Annotated in this window: 23 protein-coding genes; 13 read left to right on the forward strand and 10 right to left on the reverse strand. The window is 41.0% G+C overall.

Going from position 1 to position 21,235, the window contains the following annotated elements; genetic code table 11:
• The first annotated feature begins 114 nt into the window (after nt 1–114).
• The 4 genes from I593_RS04795 (at nt 115) to antC (ending at nt 3,837) form a co-directional block, all read left to right on the forward strand.
• Entirely contained in the window at nt 115–723 is a 609-nt protein-coding gene (locus tag I593_RS04795) for a TetR/AcrR family transcriptional regulator (RefSeq protein ID WP_016166442.1), read from the forward strand.
• Between the two features lie 161 nt (nt 724–884).
• Complete coding sequence (antA, locus tag I593_RS04800) at nt 885–2,300, forward strand: anthranilate 1,2-dioxygenase large subunit (RefSeq protein ID WP_016166443.1); 1,416 nt, start codon at nt 885–887, stop codon at nt 2,298–2,300.
• Between the two features lie 2 nt (nt 2,301–2,302).
• Nucleotides 2,303–2,794, forward strand: coding sequence for an anthranilate 1,2-dioxygenase small subunit (gene antB, locus I593_RS04805; protein ID WP_016166444.1), 492 nt, complete (start codon nt 2,303–2,305; stop codon nt 2,792–2,794).
• 5 nt (nt 2,795–2,799) lie between these two features.
• Nucleotides 2,800–3,837 (forward strand): anthranilate 1,2-dioxygenase electron transfer component AntC, encoded by a 1,038-nt coding sequence (antC, locus tag I593_RS04810; RefSeq protein ID WP_171069581.1) that lies wholly within the window; start codon nt 2,800–2,802, stop codon nt 3,835–3,837.
• 188 nt (nt 3,838–4,025) lie between these two features.
• Here antC and I593_RS04815 read toward each other — a convergent pair whose 3' ends face one another.
• The 9 genes from I593_RS04815 to I593_RS04855 are packed head-to-tail and all read right to left on the reverse strand — an operon-like array spanning nt 4,026 to nt 11,779.
• On the reverse strand, nt 4,026–4,979 hold the full coding sequence (locus tag I593_RS04815; RefSeq protein ID WP_016166446.1) for a p-hydroxyphenylacetate 3-hydroxylase reductase component: 954 nt from the start codon (nt 4,977–4,979) through the stop codon (nt 4,026–4,028).
• Nucleotides 4,980–5,016: 37 nt separating this feature from the next.
• A complete protein-coding gene (locus I593_RS04820; RefSeq protein ID WP_016166447.1) occupies nt 5,017–5,970 on the reverse strand; it encodes a PDR/VanB family oxidoreductase in 954 nt (317 codons plus the stop codon).
• Nucleotides 5,971–6,006: 36 nt separating this feature from the next.
• Complete coding sequence (locus I593_RS04825) at nt 6,007–6,744, reverse strand: SDR family NAD(P)-dependent oxidoreductase (protein ID WP_016166448.1); 738 nt, start codon at nt 6,742–6,744, stop codon at nt 6,007–6,009.
• Between the two features lie 10 nt (nt 6,745–6,754).
• Nucleotides 6,755–7,240 (reverse strand): aromatic-ring-hydroxylating dioxygenase subunit beta, encoded by a 486-nt coding sequence (locus I593_RS04830; RefSeq protein ID WP_016166449.1) that lies wholly within the window; start codon nt 7,238–7,240, stop codon nt 6,755–6,757.
• Nucleotides 7,241–7,250: 10 nt separating this feature from the next.
• Complete coding sequence (locus I593_RS04835) at nt 7,251–8,528, reverse strand: aromatic ring-hydroxylating oxygenase subunit alpha (protein ID WP_016166450.1); 1,278 nt, start codon at nt 8,526–8,528, stop codon at nt 7,251–7,253.
• A gap of 28 nt (nt 8,529–8,556) precedes the next feature.
• Nucleotides 8,557–9,084 carry a nuclear transport factor 2 family protein gene (locus I593_RS04840; protein WP_016166451.1) on the reverse strand — a complete coding sequence of 176 codons (528 nt, stop codon included), beginning with the start codon at nt 9,082–9,084 and terminating at the stop codon, nt 8,557–8,559.
• Between the two features lie 10 nt (nt 9,085–9,094).
• A complete protein-coding gene (locus I593_RS04845) occupies nt 9,095–9,454 on the reverse strand; it encodes a hypothetical protein (protein ID WP_016166452.1) in 360 nt (119 codons plus the stop codon).
• Nucleotides 9,455–9,481: 27 nt separating this feature from the next.
• Nucleotides 9,482–10,630 carry an acyl-CoA dehydrogenase family protein gene (locus I593_RS04850; protein WP_154653735.1) on the reverse strand — a complete coding sequence of 383 codons (1,149 nt, stop codon included), beginning with the start codon at nt 10,628–10,630 and terminating at the stop codon, nt 9,482–9,484.
• 45 nt (nt 10,631–10,675) lie between these two features.
• Nucleotides 10,676–11,779 carry an amidase gene (locus tag I593_RS04855; protein ID WP_016166454.1) on the reverse strand — a complete coding sequence of 368 codons (1,104 nt, stop codon included), beginning with the start codon at nt 11,777–11,779 and terminating at the stop codon, nt 10,676–10,678.
• Nucleotides 11,780–11,926: 147 nt separating this feature from the next.
• Between I593_RS04855 and I593_RS04860 the strand changes: the two genes are divergently transcribed.
• The 3 genes from I593_RS04860 to I593_RS04870 all read left to right on the forward strand — a co-directional run bounded on the left by I593_RS04860 (nt 11,927) and on the right by I593_RS04870 (nt 15,528).
• Entirely contained in the window at nt 11,927–12,394 is a 468-nt protein-coding gene (locus I593_RS04860; protein ID WP_016166455.1) for a MarR family winged helix-turn-helix transcriptional regulator, read from the forward strand.
• A gap of 394 nt (nt 12,395–12,788) precedes the next feature.
• On the forward strand, nt 12,789–14,141 hold the full coding sequence (locus I593_RS04865; RefSeq protein ID WP_016166456.1) for a spinster family MFS transporter: 1,353 nt from the start codon (nt 12,789–12,791) through the stop codon (nt 14,139–14,141).
• A 121-nt stretch (nt 14,142–14,262) separates the two neighbouring features.
• A complete protein-coding gene (locus tag I593_RS04870) occupies nt 14,263–15,528 on the forward strand; it encodes an OprD family outer membrane porin (RefSeq protein WP_016166457.1) in 1,266 nt (421 codons plus the stop codon).
• An 84-nt stretch (nt 15,529–15,612) separates the two neighbouring features.
• Here I593_RS04870 and I593_RS04875 read toward each other — a convergent pair whose 3' ends face one another.
• Nucleotides 15,613–16,524 carry a LysR family transcriptional regulator gene (locus I593_RS04875; protein ID WP_016166458.1) on the reverse strand — a complete coding sequence of 304 codons (912 nt, stop codon included), beginning with the start codon at nt 16,522–16,524 and terminating at the stop codon, nt 15,613–15,615.
• Nucleotides 16,525–16,624: 100 nt separating this feature from the next.
• Here I593_RS04875 and I593_RS04880 point away from each other — a divergent pair, with 100 nt between their 5' ends.
• From I593_RS04880 to I593_RS04905, 6 genes are all read left to right on the forward strand, one after another.
• Nucleotides 16,625–17,788 carry a muconate/chloromuconate family cycloisomerase gene (locus I593_RS04880; RefSeq protein ID WP_016166459.1) on the forward strand — a complete coding sequence of 388 codons (1,164 nt, stop codon included), beginning with the start codon at nt 16,625–16,627 and terminating at the stop codon, nt 17,786–17,788.
• Entirely contained in the window at nt 17,748–18,038 is a 291-nt protein-coding gene (catC, locus tag I593_RS04885) for a muconolactone Delta-isomerase (RefSeq protein WP_016166460.1), read from the forward strand. Before I593_RS04880 ends, catC begins: the two co-directional genes overlap by 41 nt.
• A 122-nt stretch (nt 18,039–18,160) precedes the next feature.
• A complete protein-coding gene (gene catA / locus I593_RS04890; RefSeq protein ID WP_016166461.1) occupies nt 18,161–19,081 on the forward strand; it encodes a catechol 1,2-dioxygenase in 921 nt (306 codons plus the stop codon).
• A 158-nt stretch (nt 19,082–19,239) separates the two neighbouring features.
• Nucleotides 19,240–19,920 carry a 3-oxoacid CoA-transferase subunit A gene (locus I593_RS04895; RefSeq protein WP_016166462.1) on the forward strand — a complete coding sequence of 227 codons (681 nt, stop codon included), beginning with the start codon at nt 19,240–19,242 and terminating at the stop codon, nt 19,918–19,920.
• A gap of 13 nt (nt 19,921–19,933) precedes the next feature.
• Nucleotides 19,934–20,587 carry a 3-oxoacid CoA-transferase subunit B gene (locus tag I593_RS04900; RefSeq protein WP_016166463.1) on the forward strand — a complete coding sequence of 218 codons (654 nt, stop codon included), beginning with the start codon at nt 19,934–19,936 and terminating at the stop codon, nt 20,585–20,587.
• Nucleotides 20,588–21,047: 460 nt separating this feature from the next.
• Nucleotides 21,048–21,235: thiolase family protein (locus I593_RS04905; protein WP_016166464.1), on the forward strand; the 188-nt coding region annotated here is incomplete at its 3' end.

Below are 21,235 nucleotides of genomic sequence, written 5' to 3' on the forward strand. Positions count from 1 at the left end.
CTAGGTTAGAACAGATTTATCTTTTCAGATATCACATGATATCCGAAATAGACCTAGCCAAAATAACGCTTAAAGTTTAAGATATCAAGTGATATTTGAAATTTAAATTAATCTATGAAACCCACAAAAATTTCTCGTGATGAAAAACAAATTCAAACTAGAAATCAGTTAATTGAAGCAGGCTTTCATCTTATATCTGAGCAAGGCTATAGTGCGGTATCTATCCGGAATCTTTCAAAAAAGGCGGGCTATACGCAAGGTGCTTTTTATTCAAATTTTGAGCACAAAGAAGATTTTTTACTGACCTTAATGAAAATTCAATTTGAACAAGAAAATCTGCAATTACAGAAAATTATTACGCAGACACATTTAATGCAGTCTGATTTAATGGCCGCACTCGAACAGTGGTTCATCGATTTTTTCCAGAATGATGAATGGCTGAAAATTTCAATTGAATTGCAATTATATGCGGCACGTGACGAAATATTTTCCAATGAATATCAGCAAGTTTGGCAAACTCATCAGGCGCAAGTTTCAGAAGTTTTACAACAACTCATTCCAAATTTTTCTGCGGCAGAGTCCGCTCAGCATGAATACAAGCTTCTTGAAATTATCTCATTAAGTTACGGTTTAGCACTTCAATATATGATTTTTAAAGATGATGTGCATAAATATGTAAATATTATGATGCAGCAACTCACCCAAATAATGCCAGCTCGTTAAAGTTGGCTCTTTCAATACCTATCCCCTCATCACCCCCCGCATCTAAGCGCTTTAAAATAAAAGCAGCACAGACTGGATAAACATCTGGAAAAAGTGGATAGAGACAACTGCTTAATCACGTTTCAATCAAGCTAAAGCTGATTGACTAAAGGATTGAGCACATGACCTCATCAAATTTACAACAATGGAATGACTTGGTGGATGGATGCATCGATTTCCGCCCTCAAGATGGTGTGTTTCGCGTCGCAAGGGATATGTTTACCCAACCAGAACTGTTCGATCTGGAAATGGAATTCATTTTTGAAAAAGTCTGGATTTATGCCTGCCATGAAAGTGAAATTCCCAACAAACATGACTTTTTGACCGTTCAAATTGGACGTCAGCCCATTATTGTCAGTCGTGATGGCAACGGCGAGTTACATGCCATGGTCAATGCCTGCGAACACCGTGGTGCAACACTTACCCGTGTTGTGAAAGGTAATCAATCGACTTTTACCTGCCCGTTCCATGCATGGTGCTATAAATCGGATGGTCGTCTAGTCAAAGTCAAAGCGCCAAGTGAATACTGTGAAGATTTTGATAAATCAAGCCGTGGACTTAAACAAGGACGCATTGCGAGCTATCGAGGTTTTGTGTTTGTTAGCCTAGACACGCAAGCCACAGATACCTTGGAAGACTTTTTGGGTGATGCCAAAATTTTCCTTGATTTAATGGTGAATCAATCCCCAACAGGAGAACTTGAAGTCCTACAAGGCAAATCAGCCTATACCTTTGCAGGCAACTGGAAACTGCAAAATGAAAATGGCTTAGATGGCTATCATGTCAGTACCGTGCATTATAACTATGTTTCTACTGTGCAACATCGCCAGCAAGTAAATGCTGCCAAAGGGGCCGAACTGGATACGCTTGATTACAGTAAATTAGGTGCAGGTGATGCTGAAACTGACGATGGCTGGTTCAGTTTTAAAAATGGACATAGTGTTTTATTCAGTGATATGCCAAATCCAACGGTACGTCCTGGATATGAAACCGTTATGCCCTATATGGTCGAGAAATATGGTCAAAAATATGCTGAATGGGCAATGCATCGTTTAAGAAATTTAAACCTGTACCCTAGCTTATTCTTTATGGATCAAATTAGCTCGCAACTCCGAATTGTCCGTCCTGTGGCTTGGAACAAAACCGAAGTCATCAGCCAATGTATCGGTGTAAAAGGTGAATCCGTTGAAGCGCGTCGTAACCGTATCCGTCAATTTGAAGATTTCTTTAATGTTTCAGGTTTAGGCACCCCTGATGACTTGGTCGAATTCCGTGAACAGCAAAAAGGGTTTCAAGCCCGACTAGAACGTTGGAGTGACATTTCACGTGGTTATCAAGCTTGGGAATATGGCCCAAGCAAAAACTCAATTGATTTGGGCATTGAACCTGTTATCACAGGGCGTGAATTTACCCATGAGGGTCTCTATGTCAATCAACACGGTCATTGGCAACGCCTAATGCTCGATGGCTTCAAGAAAAAGTCATTAAAAATGTTCGACATCACTTTTCAAAATCAAAACGTAGCGGATGAGGTGTAACCATGTCACAACAACTACAATTTGCAGTTTCTCAATTTTTGTATAAAAAATCAGAGCTTTGCGATAAATATGACTGGGATGCCTATCTTGATCTTTATGATGAGGACAGTGAATATCACATTCCACAGTGGATTGATGACCACAATTATGTGCAAGATCCGAATCAGGGCTTATCCTATATTTACTATGTGGATCGCTCAGGTTTAGAAGACCGTGTATTTCGCATTCGTACAGGTAAAGCTGCATCGGCGAATCCTTTACCTCGTACCTTTCACAGCATTAACAATGTGCAGGTACAAACCCGTGAAGATGGTTTGGTTGAAGCCAAAGTGGCTTGGCATACCCTATATAACCGCCAAGGTTTGGAAGGCTCCTTCTATGGTCATGCGACTTATCTACTCCGTCAAACAGAGCAAAGCTTCAAGATTCGTCGTCAGCACAGCATTTTGCTGAATGACAAAATTGATTCTGTTTTAGACTTCTACCACGTTTAAGGAGCATAGAAATGGGACATTCTGTTGCTTTAAATTTTGCCGATGGTAAAACCTTTTTCATCTCTGTGAACCAAGACGAATTGCTGCTTGATGCAGCGGTTCGACAGGGGATTAATTTACCACTCGATTGCCGTGAAGGCGTGTGTGGAACCTGCCAAGGAAAATGTGAAACGGGTATCTATGCGCAAGATTATGTCGATGAAGATGCTTTAAGTGAACGTGATTTGGCAGAACGAAAAATGTTGGCTTGCCAAACTCGAGTAAAGTCTGATGCCGCGTTTTATTTTGATCATAATTCAAGCATCTGTAATGCGGGTGAAACTTTAAAAATCGCAACAACAGTCACTGCCGTTGAATTGGTTTCAGAGACTACCGCCATTTTACATTTGGACGCTAGTAGCTTTAGCTCTCAACTACAATTCTTAGCTGGGCAATATGCGCGTTTGCAGATTCCAGACACGGATGACTGGCGCTCTTATTCCTTTGCTAACCGACCAAACGCCACAAACCAATTACAATTTTTAATTCGCCTATTACCCGATGGCGTAATGAGCAATTACTTACGCGAGCGCTGTCAAATAGGTCAGACGCTACTGATTGAAGCACCTTTAGGCAGCTTCTATTTACGTGAAGTAGAACGCCCACTGGTCTTTATTGCAGGTGGTACAGGATTATCCGCATTTTTAGGTATGCTCGACAATTTGGTTGAACAACCCAATACCCCACCGATTCAACTTTATTATGGAGTGAATTCAGAGTCAGATTTATGTGAGCAGCAGCGTTTACACAACTATACTGAGCGATTTTCGAACTTTAGTTATCACCCGATTGTGACCAAGGCATCAGATGAGTGGCAAGGCAAAGCGGGTTATATTCATGAACATTTGAATAAAGCACAACTGGCTGAACAAGCATTCGATATGTATTTATGTGGTCCGCCACCAATGATTGAAGCCGTTAAAAGTTGGCTTGATGAACAATCCTTACAAGACTATCGACTGTATAGCGAAAAGTTTTTACAGAGTAATACTGCACGAACCTAATTTTAAAACCTAAATTATGCATTCTTCATGGTAATTTCTAGTAAATAACCCCAAAAGAGCCAAGATTATCCTTGGCTCTTTTTTGTCACATCAAAATACGTATCTGATAAACATATATTCGGGCTTAAACATCAATACAGAGATCAAATAAAACTGATAAATCCGAAGATTTATCAGTACATTTTTGCTTAAGCCACACCAGCAAAGTCACGCAACATGCTAATGAATGCTTCTTTTTCCTGTTGTGGATATTTTTCAAACACTCCATTTTGATGGCTATCGGCGATTTCAAACAGATATTGTGCTGTTTGTTTGCCCTTTTCTGTCAATTGATACAAGTTCTCGTGATCTGAAAGTAGCCCTTCACGTTTTAAAATTTCTGCTGCGCGTTCTACTTCTTGCATCGGCATAGCAATATCCCGTGGTAAATCTTCCTTACTTGAAGCAGTTCCGCTGGCAAGCACTAACAGCAATCGAGATTCACTGGTACGAAAACCCGATGCCAATTGTTTCGGAATATAATCCGTTTGATAGGCTTTAAAGGCACGGCTCATTAAATAACACACGTTGTTATATAAATGCCCTTGTTGTGGAATTTCAGAAAGTGTTGGTTCACTGTGTTTTAGCTTTAAACTTGGATGTGGCATCACGCATGAATATGCACCTTGGTGATAGACCAAAGGACTGCGACCTTGATCATGAAATTTCACAACTTTACCAATCATAATCCAGTGATCGCCCCCTTCAATCACTTGGTGACGTTCACATTCAAATATGGCAGAACAGTTTTCTAATAATAAACTCGCACCTTCACCTTCCTGATAATTGGTTCCTTCAAACTTATCAATATTGCGGCGTGAAAACTTGTTGGACAGTTCAATTTGCGAACCTGACAAAATATTGACAGCAAAATGTGTTGCTTGCTCAAACACAGAAAAACTAGATGATTTTTTATCAATGCTCCATAAAATCAGCGGTGGATCGAGTGACACTGAATTAAAACTATTGGCAGTTACTCCGACTTTTTCACCCTGTTCATTTTGCGCTGTGACAATGGTCACACCCGTTGCAAAATTGCCTAATGCGCGTCGGAATTGCAAAGGATCTATGCTTAACGGTTGTACTTTTTGTATTACATTCATCTTTTTCTCCTTAATTTCCATATCACAAGGAAAAGGCTTAAATATCTAAAACTAAACGGGATGATTTGGAACGAGAGCAGCAGACCAAAATTTGTTCATTACTGGCTTTTTCTTCATCGGTAAAATACACATCGCGATGGTCGGGTTCACCTTCAATTACATCGCACATACAGGTGCCACAAACCCCTTGCTCACAAGACATTTCAATGTTGATGCCTTGTTTGGCTAGAGCCTGTAAAATGGTTTCTCCTGCATCTACCAAAATAATTTTTCCACTCCGTTCAGCGATCACTTCAAATGCATCGCCCGAAGTATCAGTTTCAACTTGGAAATATTCTTTATGAATCTGTGCTTGCGGGAAATTGTGGGTCGTAGCGAGATTGATCACCCAGTCCATAAAACCCACAGGACCACAGGTATAAATATGACTTGTTACATCAATATCCTGAATCGAGGCTTCAAAAAACTGGCGATGGCTCGCTCCTTCAGATTTAAAGTGAAAGGTGGTGAATGGTGCTAGTTCGCCATTTTTAATTTCATTGACAAAGGCACAACGGTCTTCGCTCGCACCACAATAATGCAGCTCGAAAGATGCACCCTCATGCGCTAATTGATAGGCCATGGTGATGAGCGGGGTAATGCCAATACCTCCACCGATCAACACCGTATGTTTCGCTGGGTACAATGGAAATAAATTTTTGGGTGCACTCACCTGAATGTGCATTCCATCTTTTAAATCATCAAAAGCTGAAATCGAACCACCACGTGATTCTGCATCTCTTAAAATGCCTAATCTGAACTTGCCAGCCTGATTTGGATTTTGGCAAAGTGAGTATTGACGAACCATACCATTGGGTAAGTGCACATCAATATGGGCACCTGCTTCAATTTGAGGTAATACTTCGGCATTAGCAGATTCAAATTCCATGACTGCAATATTGCCACCTTCTACATGGCGGTTTTTTACGACAACATCATAAAGTGTAGTCATTTTTGTTTTCTCCTTTTCACTTGCTTGGCACAAGGCTTAGCGCATGAATAAACCACCATTAATATCCCAAGTTGCACCTGTGACAAACCCAGCATTTGGACTTGCCAATAACGCACAGGTTTCTGCAATAAACGACATATTGCCTAATGCTTTAACAGGAATATTCTGGATAAATTGTTCCATTTTTTCGTCTGACACTACGCTATGCACAATGGCTGATTCCATTGGACCAGGAGCAACGGTATTTACTGTCACACCTTTAGCTGCAAATTCTTTAGCAAAAATTTTGGTTAAAGTCACAATGGCACCTTTGCTCGCTGCATAATGTGCGCCTGTTGCCGTACCACCATTTTGCCCTGCCAAAGACGCCATATTAATAATGCGCCCATAGCCTTTTTGCGCCATGTACTGACCAACAATTTGGCAGGACTGGAATGTACCGCGCTGATTAACTTGGGTAACCCAGTCAAAATCAGCAGCCGTAATCTCCAAAACTGGGGTTGCCTTAGTGACCGTCGCGTTATTGATCAACACATCAAGCTTTGCAAATTTTTGTTCAATCCACTGCACCACGGCATGAAAGTCGTTTTCAACTGAAATATCCAGTTTCACTGGAAACATTTGCTCGGGAAACTGACTTTCTACTTTGGCTTTTTCCGCCTTTTCCAAAGTACTGGCAGATAAAATTACCTGATGACCTTGGCTAGCAAAATATTCTGCAATGACATTGCCCAAACCTGAAGCAGCACCTGTCACTAATACAACCTGTTGCATGCCGATGCTCCTATAGAATGTAGCTAATACCTGACAAGGTATCGGTAGAATTAATTAAATTAATGATTTTACGGTTAATTTTTAAACCTGCGTCGGTATCACGGTTTAAATGGTAAGTCACATCTGCGGTGTAGTGTTTGAGGTTCTCTTTACGGAATTCACGCAAGTTTTGCGCACAACGTAAAATGATTTCACCTTCCTCATGTTTTAAAATCCGAACACGTGAAATGCTCCGAACCGTATTTGCCTTGGGTGAAGTTGAAATTGCTTCGCCATTTTCTAAACGCAGAACACGCAATTTACGCATGTGATGATCGTCATAGGCATAGTTCAAATTGTTTTCATAATCGGTAAGTGTCGGATCAATTGGAATGATATACACTCCTTTTTCATTCCAAAGATTTAACCAAGCATCATGCTCAGAGTGATCCAGCATATCGGCTTCTGCCCAAATAAACGCTGTGACTTCATTGAGTAAATTTAAATCAATTTTCATGTTATTCCCCTTAAGCCGTCATCAACTTTTTCCACTGTTGATAGGCAGAGCGCATCCCAGTTTCAGCACTCACATCACTTTTTAAACCATCTTCAGTTTGTACTTCACCAGCTAAACCACGGTTCAACATAATCCAGAGGTTTTCGCCTGCGGCTGCCCCTTTTTGTACACGTTCCCATGCTTCGGCATCATCGGGCGTACCAAAACCAAATGGGCCTTGGAAATGCTCATGCAAACGCAGGCGATATTGATTCGCAATTTGTGGGCCGCCATCCATGGTAATCACGGAGTGATGAATTTCTGTTTTATCGACTGAAATCGGCTGCATGACTCGGAAAAATGCCATTGAACAGGCAATGTTCGGAAACAGGTTTAAGTTAAAACCAGAACCGCCCACAGCGCGCACAATACGACGCACTTCCAATTCCGCATGACCTTCATCACGTAAAGCTTGTGCTAAATCTTCAAAACGTTCCTGAATTGGACGTTCCATTAATTCTTCGTCTAAATCGACCAATTCAGGAATCATCACCATCACACTGTGACCATTGCCTAAATCTTCGACATAACCGGGTTGATTTTCAAAGTTAAATAATTCTTCTGTTTTTTCATCGACTGAACTTAAGAAAGACTTGTGTACCAATGGAAAATGATAAGCATCAGTGGTGTTTTCAAGCTGGATTTTCCAGTTCCCTGGGAAGGTAAAACGATGTTCGCCTAAAACTTTAATTGGATAACCCGCACCTTGTTTCATGAACAAATCAATCCACTTTTTCGCAGGTCCAAGAAATTGTTCTAAAGGCTCTACATCATGATTGAATGACGCGAAAATCATGCCGTTATATTCTTCAACACGCAGGCTGACCAATGGCAATTCTGATTTATCTAAACATTCACCATAACTTTCTGGGGAAGGAACGCCGCGTAAACTGCCATCAAGTGCATAACTCCAACCGTGGTATGGACAAACAAAGCTATTGGTTTTGCCTTTTTTGTGTTCACAGACTGTCGCAGCACGATGACGACAACGGTTAAGCAATACATGCACTTTTTTCTTGCGGTCACGAACTACGACGACGGGTTGTTTGCCAATGTTGATGGTTTTATAGCTACCGCCTTCTGGGATTTCACTGGCATGTGCCACCCACACCCAAGTGCTGTAAAAAATCTTCTGCATTTCCTCATCAAAGATACGCTCATCTTTGTATAAAGACGTATGTGCACGATCACTTTGCACCAATGCTTCATAATCCACACCAATATTCAGTGTTGAGATAATTCCATTCATTTCAATAATCCTTTGATAAATTGGTAATTTAATTCTGGGTCGGGACAGGTAATTCAGCGTCACTGTGCCAATTTGTCACTGGTCGACTAAAAATATTCTGGGTTTGAAAATGCTTGATTTTCCAACTACCATCCGTCTGTTGTGCAAATTTCACCTTCAACTTGGCGCTATTTAAATGACTGCGTCCATCGCGAAAAGTGGAGGTTTGCAACATCAGCCAAGTTGCCGTGGCATATTGTTGCTGCACTTCAATTTGCTCCGAACTAACAAAATGTGCATTCATGACAAAGTGTGATTCTTTTTGGGTATAAGCTTTAAACATGTCGTAAATTGCTTGCCAAGAGTCATAACGCCCAAAAGATTTAGCGTACTTTTCCCCAATGCCTTCCCAAATACACTCAGCATCGAACAAAGCCATTAGCTCGTCCAGATTGGTATCTGGATTCAGGTCATCACAAATTTCCATATAACGATTCAGACAATTACGGATGGCGTTATGTGCTTCCAACTGTTCTAAACGTGAGAGGATTTTTGTCAAATTCACTTTGTCATCCATGTCCTGCACCTTAGCGTTGAATAATCAATTCACGTCCAACACGTGCTTCGACTTTGCAGTATTTCCAAAGTTTGTAAGGACCTTCGCCTACCACCGTGGTTCTGAACAAATTACACGCCGCATGTACAGTTTCAATATCAGGCACATCTGCCAATAAGTAGGTTGTCCATGGCCAGCCCGTACTTGGACCAACCATGCTTTGGTCATCATCGAGATTGCCAAAAACATGTACGCCCGGCAGGTCATGAATTGCGTTCCACATCTCACCAAATGCAGCCCAAACCGCTTTTGCTTCGGCAGGTTCTGCATCAAAAAAATTCTGATTAATACCCATGCAGAACAACACACGTAAAGTTTTTTTAGCGTCCATTTTGATTTCCTTGTCTCAAGTTTAAATTTATAAATATCCTGGGCTTGGCTTTAAGCCAAAACGAATTGAACCCGCATTTTGTAATGTGGCATCCCCCATAAAGGCATGTTGTGTGACGACATTGGTGTCATTCACAAAACGACTAAATGGATTGTTGGTATAAATGGCGGTCATGCCTGCTAACATTTGCATTTTGCGCGTGACTTTGGCGCAAACCCGAGCAGCATGGGTACAGGCTAAACGCATATCGCTAATCTGTTGTGTGGTTGCTGCACGCCCTGCAACGACTTCGTGCCAAACGCTATCCATGGTCTGATAGAACCATGCTTTAGCTGCCTGAAATTCTGCATCTGCTTGAGCAAATTCATATTGTGTCACAGGACGATTCGCAATTTCAGCACCACCTGTAATCGATGCTTTGCCCGGTGCTAAAATTTGAAATTCTTCTAAAGCAGCTGCTGCCACACCAATCCCAACAACGGTTAAAACTTGGGTCGCTAGGGAAAGTGACGGATATTTAAAGAAGGGTTCTGGTAGTTTGGAAGGTTCACCCCGTACAAATGTCCAGTGCTTTTCGACTAGCACATCTTCCACAACCAAATCGTGACTACCTGTGCCTTTTAAACCCACTGTGTCCCATGTCATTTCAATTTTGGCTTTATGCGCAGGCATCACAGCCATGCGCGGTAGGCCCTGCATTTCATTATTTTTTAAAGGTGAAATACCAACGCCTATAATGTCTGCCCCCATGCAACCACTAGAAAACTTCCAACGTCCACTGACTCGAACGCCTTCATCGGTAATTTCCGCAGGTTGTGGTGGGAAAATTCCTCCCGCAAAAACCACATCAGGGCCATCTTTATACAGTTCTTCAAGTGTTGCTTCTGGCAGACTGCCTAAATAGGCCGGGCTCATCCCAAAACTTGCCACCCAACCTACCGAACCATCCGCCTTAGACAAAGTTTCAATCAGTTCGCAAAACTCACGCGGTGAAACTGCATCACCACCAAAGCGTTTTGGCACAAGCGCGCGGTAAACTCCCAATTGCTTGAGTTTTTCAATCATGTCCTGACTAACAAAGGCTTGATTATCAAATTCGCCCGTACAGGCTCTTGCTCGAATTTCTTGACATAAAGCATCTAGATCAACGGCTTTTTCTGATGCTACAAACTCCATTTTAGATAATTCATTCATTATCTAACTCCTTGTAATATATTTGTTTTAGTGCGAAAGATATTTTGCAATCGCGCATAATTTTTCGTCTTGCTGATGCCCAGCAACCAACTGTAGACCTACAGGGAAACCATTTTCGGTCTGTAATGGAATTGAAATGGCAGGATGTCCAGACAAATTAAAAGGACGAACTAAACGGGTTAAATTCAGGAAGGCAACTGTATTTTCAGCATCTTTTACTTTGGGTGGAATTTGTGGCAATGTCGGCAAAACTAAAGCATCATATTGATTTAATAACGTATTTAAAGCTTGGGTGAATTGTAATTTGACCTGTTCTGCCAGTTTCACCTGCTCTAGGCTAGTATCCGCTGCTTTTAATAGACGCAGCTTTACATCAGCACCAATTAAACCTGTTTGAGTTAATTCACCAAAGGCTTGCCAGTTTTCATAATTGATCATCTGCATGCCTGCATCATACGCAGCGTCAAACGAGTCGATGGCTTCATGCGGTAAATCAAGCTGATGCTGTGCAAAGAATTGCTCAATACAACGCCATACTTCATCACTCGCAGCTACATTTAAATAAGCCAACTTGGGCGGCTGTTGCAGTTTTGCAGCAGGCTGAAAACTTGGCTCAATAATCTGCATGGCAACTTCAAGCATTTCGACTGAATTTGCAAAAGGTCCAACACAATCCAAACTGCTTGTTACTGGATGCACTCCTTGACGACTGACACGCCCAAAAGTCGGTTTTAAACCATAAACGCCACAGCATGCAGCGGGCATACGAATAGAACCACCCGTATCGGTTCCTAAAGAAAAATCTGCCAGTTTTGCCGCCACTGCCGCAGCCGAACCACTCGAAGATCCACCTGGAATTAATTCAGGATATTTAGGGTTAACAGGTGTTCCAAAAGCATGATTAATTCCCGTAATGCCAAATGCCAATTCATGTAAATTGGTTTTAGCAGTGATTTGACAATTCCCTTTCAAAATATTGTCGACCACTTCCGCATTGTGCTCTGCAGGTGGAATATTTAAATAAGCTTTACTGCCTGCGACTGTTTTAAAGCCTTGAATATCAATCGTATCCTTGATCATGACTTTGAGTTCGCCATGTCCTCGCGAAAGTGATTGTGCAATAATGTTCATTCACTTTTCCATGTATTTTTATAACTTAATTCAAATATGGGAAATTTAAATGTAATTGTCAAGTAATTTTTACAAGAGTCGTTAAGGCAAGCTGCAAAATTTTGTTTATAATAGCTTTCTCAATTTTTACTAAGTCCTTGCTTAGCCATGCTGAACCATTTAGAACAATTTTTACCTAACAATGAACCAGAAAGTCTTAAAAATTTCCCTTTTTTCTGGATTTCCCAAGTTAATGGAAAATACTCTCAACTTATTGAAAAATCTATTAAAAAATTAGGAATAGACAACACGCGTCGTAAAATTATTCTGAGCACCAACGCTTTGGGTGAAGCCAGTATTACTGATATTGCTAATCTTTCTACACTCAAACTCACTACAGCAACCAAAGCGGTGTATCGCTTAGTGGAAGATGGCATTGTTGAAGTTTTTTCTTCCGCGACAGATGAACGTATTTCTATGGTAAAGCTAACAGATAAAGGCTTAAACCTTGTCGAACAGATTAACCAAATCAGTGCCGTTACTTTAGCAGGCATTTTGAATGCCTTTTCTGAAGATGAACTTCATCATCTGAACCTACAACTAAAAAAACTATTTGAATTGATGCCTTCTAGCTAAGTCTTACTTTTTAATTGTATTCAGCAGTTGATGAGTGAAAACTCATCTGCTGCACTCTTCTTTCCTGCAAACTCCTATCTAAAATTATAAGAATAAATCTTTGATCTAAAATTATTTTTTAGCTTAGTCATGTAAATAAAATACCCATAGGGTATTTTTAAATACTCAAAAAGTAATGGAATTTTACATATAAAAAGAAAATAATCCTTCAATGATCAACATCTCAATCGCTGAATGGCTGACTGAATTTTAATTATTTTACCTAAAAATATGATTGATCAAATACAAAAGTTAAGCCTCTGAATCTAATCCGCACTAAATCCATTCGTTTAGCGCAAGCAAACCTTATTCAGAAATTTCAAACCGAGCAAGCTAAATACAAAAGGACAAATCAATGGATCATGTAGATGTCTACGTAGAAAAAGCGGAGCATAAAAAAACCCATCTGTATTCATGGTATGTGGTCATACTCTGTATGCTGGCCTATATCTTCTCTTTTATTGACAGACAAATCTTAGCGCTCATGATTGAGCCAATTAAAGCCGATTTACATTTAACCGATACTCAATTTAGTTTATTACATGGCCTCGCCTTTTCCTTGTTTTATGCCTTTATGGGATTACCTTTAGCCTATATTGCTGACCGTTTTTCTCGCCCTAAACTCATCTCTATTGGCATTATTATCTGGAGTCTTGCAACAGCAGCCTGTGGCATGAGTAAAAACTTCATTCAATTATTTTTATGCCGTATGGGTGTTGGGATTGGTGAAGCAGCGTTGTCTCCAGCAGCTTACTCCATGTTTAGTGACATGTTTAGCAAGGACAAATTAGGACGTGCTGTAGGAATTTACTCTATTGGCGCATTCTTAGGCGGTGGTATCGCATTTCTCGTGGGTGGGTATGTCATTAAACTACTTAAAGGTGCAACTTTAATTCATGTTCCCTTATTAGGCGCTATGAAGGCTTGGCAAGTTGCCTTTCTGGTGGTGGGTTTACCCGGTATTTTCATTGGTTTACTGTTCATTTTGACCGTACGAGACCCTGAACGTAAAGGTCAGCGATTGAATACCTATGGTCATGTCGAAAAAGGTGAATTTAAGCAATGTTTACAATTTATCCGTAAACATGGCAAAACCATTACTTGTCATTATTTAGGTTTCACCTTTTATGCTATGGCTTTATATAGCCTAACCAGTTGGACTCCCGCTTTTTACATTCGCAACTTTTCGCTTTCACCGACTGAAACTGGCTATATGCTCGGTTCCATTATGTTAATTGCCAATACCTTAGGTGTTTTTTGTGCTGGCTGGCTGAATGACTGGTTCATTAAAAAAGGCCGACAAAATGCACCGATGCTCGCAGGTGTGATTGGTATTATTGGTTTAATTCTCCCGATCTCTCTTTTCACCCAAGTGCAGAACTTACATATTTCGGTAGCATTACTTATTCCAGCTATGTTCTTTGCCTCCTTCCCTTTGGTGATTTCTGCAACCGCTTTACAAATGTTGGCTCCTAATCAATTTCGTGCTCGTCTGTCTGCCATTTTCTTATTGGTCAGTAACCTGATTGGTTTAGGTATTGGTACCACTTTAGTTGCAATTTTGACTGACAAATACTTTGGCAACCCAATCATGGTGGGGTCTTCATTGTCAATTATTGGTGGAGCATCGTGTGTGTTTGCTTTCATTCTCTTGCTTAAAGGCTGCAAATTTTTCAACGACAGTATGCAACGCGAAAAATTACATTAATCCGAACACGAAACTCCTTCATCTCTCTAAAGTCTTTTTCATTAAAGAATGTGAGCAAGGCTTTTTAAAAAACTAACAAAAAGCGAATGCCCGAACCGAACGGGCATTTCATGGAAAGATTATGTCGCATTTACTCCCTTTCAAACTTCAGAAAATAACCCTAGCAACACTATTCATTGTAAATTTTTGTGCCATAACAAGTGCTTATGCAGCCGATGCTGCTACTGCAAACGATGAATGGAAATTCACGCTCAGAAATGCCTATATCGATCGTGATTTTGATAACTCTGGTATCAAAGATACGGGCAGTTGGTCGCAAGCAGCCTCTTTATTCTATAAATCTAAAATGCTAGATACCCCCTTAAATATTGCCGATCAACCCATCACAATTGGTGCTGATGCTTCTGTGCAATATGCTGTGCGTCTAAGTTCGGATAAGCATGTTTCCGATTCCATTCTTCCTTTTGATAAAGCCAACCAGTCACAAGCCTCTGATTTTTTAAAATATGGCGCAACTTTAAAACTTGGTTATGGTAATTCCTTATTAAGAACGGGTGAACTCTGGTTGGATCTGCCTGTGACTTCGGTGGATACCAGTCGCCAGTTGTTAACCTCTTATTGGGGAACCAATCTTCGCTCGCAAATTACCGATCAATTTCAGACTGAAATTGGTCGCATCGAAAAAGTCTCGCCACGTAATGAAGAAGAGTTTCGTAAATTTTCCTATACCTCTAAAGGGGTCACACACTATTCAGATGGGTTGAACTATATTGACCTGCGTTATCAAATTACCCCAACGTTAAAGGGTGAATATTATTTTGGCAATCTGGAAGATTTATATAATACGCACTATGCAAGTTTAGATCACACATGGAAACAAGCGAATTTTTCGCTTAATTCAAAACTGAAATATTTTAATTCTAAAGACCATGAGGATACGTTCACTATTGATGCGCAAAACATTGGTCTGCTGGAAACCTTGAAAGTGAGTAATCATTCTTTTGGCTTGGGCTATCAGCAGATTATTGGCGATTCTGCCTATCCATTATTAGATGGTTATCTACCTGAAACCTATTTTATTAACTGGAACGTCACAGGCTTTGCCAAACAAGATGAAAAATCTTATCACTTAATTTATAGCTATGATTTTAAGGACTTTGTACCAGGGCTCAGCACTGCGGTGAAATGGGTTTATGGTCATGATTTCAAATCATCCACAGGGGAAGATAATCAAGAAACCGAAGCCAATTATGTCCTCAATTACGCTTTTCAACAGCCTTATCTCAAAGGGCTCGGCTTTCAATATATTCACATTGATTATAATGTGAAATATGGCAATGACTTTACTGAAGACCGTATTTTTATGAATTATATGAAGAAGTTTTAAAGTTATTGCTTTCAGTCCAGATGCCTCATCCCGTATGAGGCATCTTTTGGCTTGTAGAATTTTTCAACGAAATCTGACATCTGATCAATTTAAGTTAGTAGAAATATTCTCAGTCCGATAAATTTCTTCAATACATTCTAAAATTTTGGGAATATACGCACTTTGATCCATGTTGCGCATCGACAACGAGACTGGACTATACGCTTCTAAATCTAAAATATCCAAATATTCCACATTCTTCATGCCAATATCGCACGCACTTTCTGGAATTAAGCAAATACCCTCGCCTGAGGCCACCAAACCCAAAGCCATGTGAATTTCACGCACTTCCGTCCACTTGGTCGGAATTAAACCTAACTGGGTAAACATCGCTTGTATGGTGGTTGAAAAATTCGGTTTCGGTGTATTGGGATAAGAAAAAATAGTTTCATTCACAATTTGCGATAAATACACACCTTTTTCCTGGTAGGCATTTAAAGGATGCTTTTTATAAATCGCTAGTTTTAATCTTTCTTTGCGTAGCAACAGTCTTTTAACGGCAGGATCACTGATTGGTAACCGACCAAAACCAATGTCAATTTTACCGAGTTTTAATGCCTCTACCTGATCTTTGGTACTACATTCAATCAACTCGACTTGAATCTCTGGATTTTTTTGGCGAAACAAATAAATAATCTGTGGCAATAACCCATATAACAAAGAACTCACATAGCCAATTTTTACACTGGTATTGACTGAGTTAATTTTCTTGATCATGGTCGTGGCTTGCGCCGCATGCGTTAAAATCTGCACCGCATGCTGATAAAAATATAAACCTGCTTCCGTCGCTTTTAAAGGTCGAGAACCTTTTTCAAAAAGATCAATCCCTAACTCTTCTTCTAATTTTTTAATTTGGCGAGTCAATGGTGGTTGAGCAATAAACAGCTTTTCCGCAGCTTTAGTAATACTTTGCTCTTCAACCACCGTCACAAAATATCGTAAATGTCTTAATTCCATCAACATACCTTTTTAGTATTTTAAAATACCACTTCATATCTATTTTAGGTGATTACATTCTTCTATGGTATACAAACAAGTTCGAAACAGTTGAAACTTCATGTATAAAAGCATAGAAACCATACTCGTGGATATCCCTACAATCCGCCCGCATCAACTGTCTGTGACAACGATGCGTATTCAAACATTGGTACTGGTAAAAATAACAACTACGGATGGTTTTGTCGGTTGGGGCGAAGCCACCACCATTGGTGGGCTGAATTATGGCGAAGAAAGCCCTGAAAGTGTTAAAGCCAATATTGATACTTACTTTGCACCATTACTGACTTCAGTTAAAGCATTAAATGTTGCACAAACCTTAAAACTAATCCGCAAAAATATTAATGGCAACCGCTTTGCCAAGTGTGCCATTCAAACTGCGCTGCTGGATATTCAAGCTAAACGTTTAGGTTTACCTATTAGCGAATTACTGGGTGGACGTTTACGCGAAAGTTTACCTGTGCTGTGGACACTGGCTTCGGGTGATACTGAAAAAGATATTGCCGAAGCAAAACAAATGATTGAGCTGAAACGTCATAACACGTTCAAACTCAAAATTGGTGCACGTCCTTTACAGCAAGATGTTGACCATGTGATTGCAATTAAAAAAGCCTTGGGTGCAGACATCAGTGTTCGTGTAGACGTCAACCGTGCTTGGTCAGAACTGGAATGTATTCGTGGTATTCAGCAACTTCAAGATGGTGGTATCGACCTCATTGAACAACCGTGTGCTATTCAAAATACGGATGCTTTAGCGCGTCTGACTCAGCGTTTTGACGTTGCGATTATGGCAGACGAAGCCCTTACAGGCCCTGACAGTGCTTACCGCATTGCCAAAAGTCATGGCGCAGATGTATTTGCAGTCAAGATTGAACAATCAGGTGGACTACTCGAAGCCTGTGAAGTTGCCAAAATTGCATGTCTTGCAGGCATCGATTTGTACGGTGGCACCATGTTGGAAGGTCCAATTGGCAGTATTGCTTCTGCACATGCCTTCTCAACCTTTGAATCTTTAGCTTTTGGTACAGAATTATTTGGCCCACTACTTTTAACCGAAGAAATTTTAAAAACACCGCTTCGTTATGAAAATTTTGAACTTCATCTGCCTACAGGTGCAGGTTTAGGCATCGAAATTGACGAAGATAAAATTGAACAATTACGCCGTAAGAATAAGGAAGCTGTAAATGTTATTTCACGTACGCATGGATGTGCATATTCCGCTTGATATGCCCGTTGAAAAAGTCAATGAAATAAAAGCCATTGAAAAAGCATATTCGCAGGAATTACAACGTTCTGGAAAATGGCGACATATCTGGCGTATTACAGGCCAGTACTCCAACATTAGTATTTTTGACGTTGCGAGTAATGAAGAGTTACATAACATTTTGCAAGGTTTGCCACTCTATCCATTTATGAATATTGAAGTCATGCCTTTGAACAGGCATCCATCTTCCATCCGTGAGGATGATTCATAGAGTCTGAATCACCATTAACCTGTATTTTAAACATAACAAGGACTGTGGCATTAGAACCAACTAGCTAAATCAATAGCCAATAATAATGCCATCCATAATCTACATACTTCAGGAGTTATAGTATGAACCGTCAACAAATTGATGCACTTGTAAAAAAAATGAATGTCGATACCGCACAAGGACCTGTCGATGAACGCATTCAACAAATTATTGTTCGCTTACTTGGCGATCTGTTCCAAGCCATTGAAGATTTAGATATCCAACCTTCTGAGGTATGGAAAGGCTTGGAATATTTTACCGATGCTGGTCAAGCCAATGAATTGGGCTTATTGGCTGCTGGTTTAGGTTTAGAACATTATCTAGATTTGCGTGCTGACGAAGCGGATGCCAAAGCAGGTATCACTGGTGGTACACCACGTACCATTGAAGGTCCTTTATATGTGGCTGGTGCACCTGAAACAGTTGGTTTTGCACGTATGGATGATGGCAGCGAATCGGACAAAATTGATACCTTAATTATTGAAGGTATTGTCCGTGATGCAGACGGTCAAATCATTGAAAATGCCAAAGTTGAAGTTTGGCATGCGAACAGCTTAGGAAACTACTCATTCTTTGATAAGTCTCAGTCTGAGTTTAACTTACGTCGTACTATTTTAACCGATGCACAGGGTCAATATGTGGCTTTAACCACTATGCCTGTAGGTTATGGCTGCCCTCCTGAAGGCACGACTCAAGCCGTACTGAATAAGTTAGGGCGTCATGGTAACCGTCCGTCACATGTGCATTATTTTGTCTCTGCGCCAGGTTTCCGTAAGCTCACTACACAATTCAACATTGAAGGTGACAAATACCTTTGGGATGACTTTGCTTTTGCAACTCGTGATGGCTTAGTGGCTACAGCAGTTGATGTGACTGACCCTGCTGAAATCCAGCGTCGTGGTCTAGACAAACCTTTTAAGCACATTACCTTCAATATTGAGTTAGTTAAAGAAGCTGCTTCTGCTCCTTCGACTGAAGTTGATCGTCGTCGTGCAGTAGCATAACGCTTTAATCGTTAAACTATGAATGAGCTAAGGAAATACTTAGCTCATTCCATTCAGTTTCTAAATAACGCTACGATTTTTTAATTCTTACTCCCCTTTTCGACATTTGATATTTGCACGAAAGAAGCAGATCCAAAATCAATGTATGGGTGCTTTACATGATCAATAAATCCTCGACTTCAATTCATGAAGTTTTATCCCAGATACAAGACGGCTCAACCATCATGATCGGTGGTTTTGGTACAGCAGGACAACCCGCTGAACTCATTGACGGGCTGATCAAACTTGGACGTAAAGACCTTACCATCGTCAGCAACAATGCAGGCAATGGCGACTATGGTCTGGCGAAACTGTTGAAAGCCGGTGCCGTTAAAAAAGTCATCTGTTCATTCCCACGTCAGTCCGACTCTTGGGTCTTCGATGAACTCTATCGTGCAGGCAAAATCGAATTGGAATTAGTCCCTCAAGGCAATTTGGCCTGCCGTATTCAAGCCGCAGGCATGGGACTCGGTGCAGTCTTCACCCCTACAGGCTTTGGTACTTTATTGGCTGAAGGTAAAGAAACCCGTCACATCGACGGTAAAGATTATGTACTCGAATACCCGATCAAAGCTGACTTCGCTTTGATTAAAGCCCAACAAGGCGACCGTTGGGGCAACTTGGTTTACCGTAAGTCAGCACGTAACTTTGGCCCAATCATGGCCATGGCAGCCAATGTGACCATTGCCCAAGTGTCTGAAGTGGTTGAACTGGGTGAGTTAGACCCTGAGCACATCATCACCCCAGGCATCTTCGTTCAACATGTGGTACAGGTTCAGCCTGAACCTGTGGCTGTGTAATCGGGAGAACATCATGAGCTATCAAAAACTCAACCGCAACCAGATTGCTGAACGTGTGGCCCAAGATATTCCGGATGGGGCTTATGTCAATTTAGGCATTGGCTTACCCACCAAGATTGCCAGCTACTTACCGAATGACAAAGAGATCTTCCTGCATTCTGAAAATGGCTTATTGGCTTTTGGTCCACCGCCAGCCGCAGGTGAAGAAGATCCTGAGCTGATCAATGCAGGTAAAGAATATGTAACCATGTTACAAGGCGGCGCCTTTTTCCATCATGGTGACTCTTTTGCCATGATGCGGGGTGGGCATTTGGATATTGCAGTCCTTGGTGCCTTTCAAGTCGCAGCCAATGGTGACTTGGCCAACTGGCATACTGGTGCACCCGATGCAATTCCATCAGTAGGTGGAGCGATGGATTTGGCGGTAGGCGCCAAAAAAGTGTTTATCACCACCGATCATGTCACCAAGAACGGTGAACCAAAAATTGTGGCTGAGCTGACTTACCCCGCCACAGGACAAAAGTGTGTTGACCGTATTTATACCGATCTGTGTGTGATTGATGTCACTGCGGAAGGGTTAAAAGTGATTGAGAAAGTCGACGGTCTAAGTTTTGCAGAATTGCAGGCCATGACGGGTGCTCCGTTGGTGGATGCGACACAAGGATAATTAATCCCTCCCGACTTCCCTTTAAAAAGGGAAGCGTTTCCCCCTTTTTAAAGGGGGACTAAGGGGGATTCAAAGTCTAACAGCTCGTTCTTGTTACTTTTTTAAAAAATGAGTGACAACGTCACGCAAGAAAAACTTTGTCATCAACAAAACCTGTTCACTATGGGCATCTATCCAATTGGATTGCAAAAACAATCCTGATCAAGATTTGAGTAGGTTGTTGATGACGATAGGCACCAGCAAATGCTGGGAAAAAATTTTAAAACTGTCTTTGCTCACGTGACTGGCGACATGGATGTCGCCTCGTTGCTCAGCACAACAGGGATGTTGTGTCTGAGTAACAAAGGGTTTTGTCACTTTTGCCCTATCAAAAGTGAGGCATTGCCTACGCAAAGGAGAAATGAATCAACCCAGCATTTTTGGCAGTGACAACAACAGATTTCAAAATGGAAACCTAAGAATGAAAAACGCTTATATCATCGATGCCATCCGTACCCCATTCGGTCGTTATGCCGGTGGACTCGCCCCAGTCCGTGCCGATGACTTGGGTGCCGTGCCGATTCAGGCCTTAATGCAACGTAATCCAAGCGTGGACTGGAAACAAGTCGATGATGTGATTTACGGCTGTGCCAACCAAGCGGGTGAAGA

The organism is Acinetobacter tandoii DSM 14970 = CIP 107469 (assembly GCF_000400735.1).
GTDB classification, from domain to species: Bacteria; Pseudomonadota; Gammaproteobacteria; order Pseudomonadales; family Moraxellaceae; genus Acinetobacter; species Acinetobacter tandoii.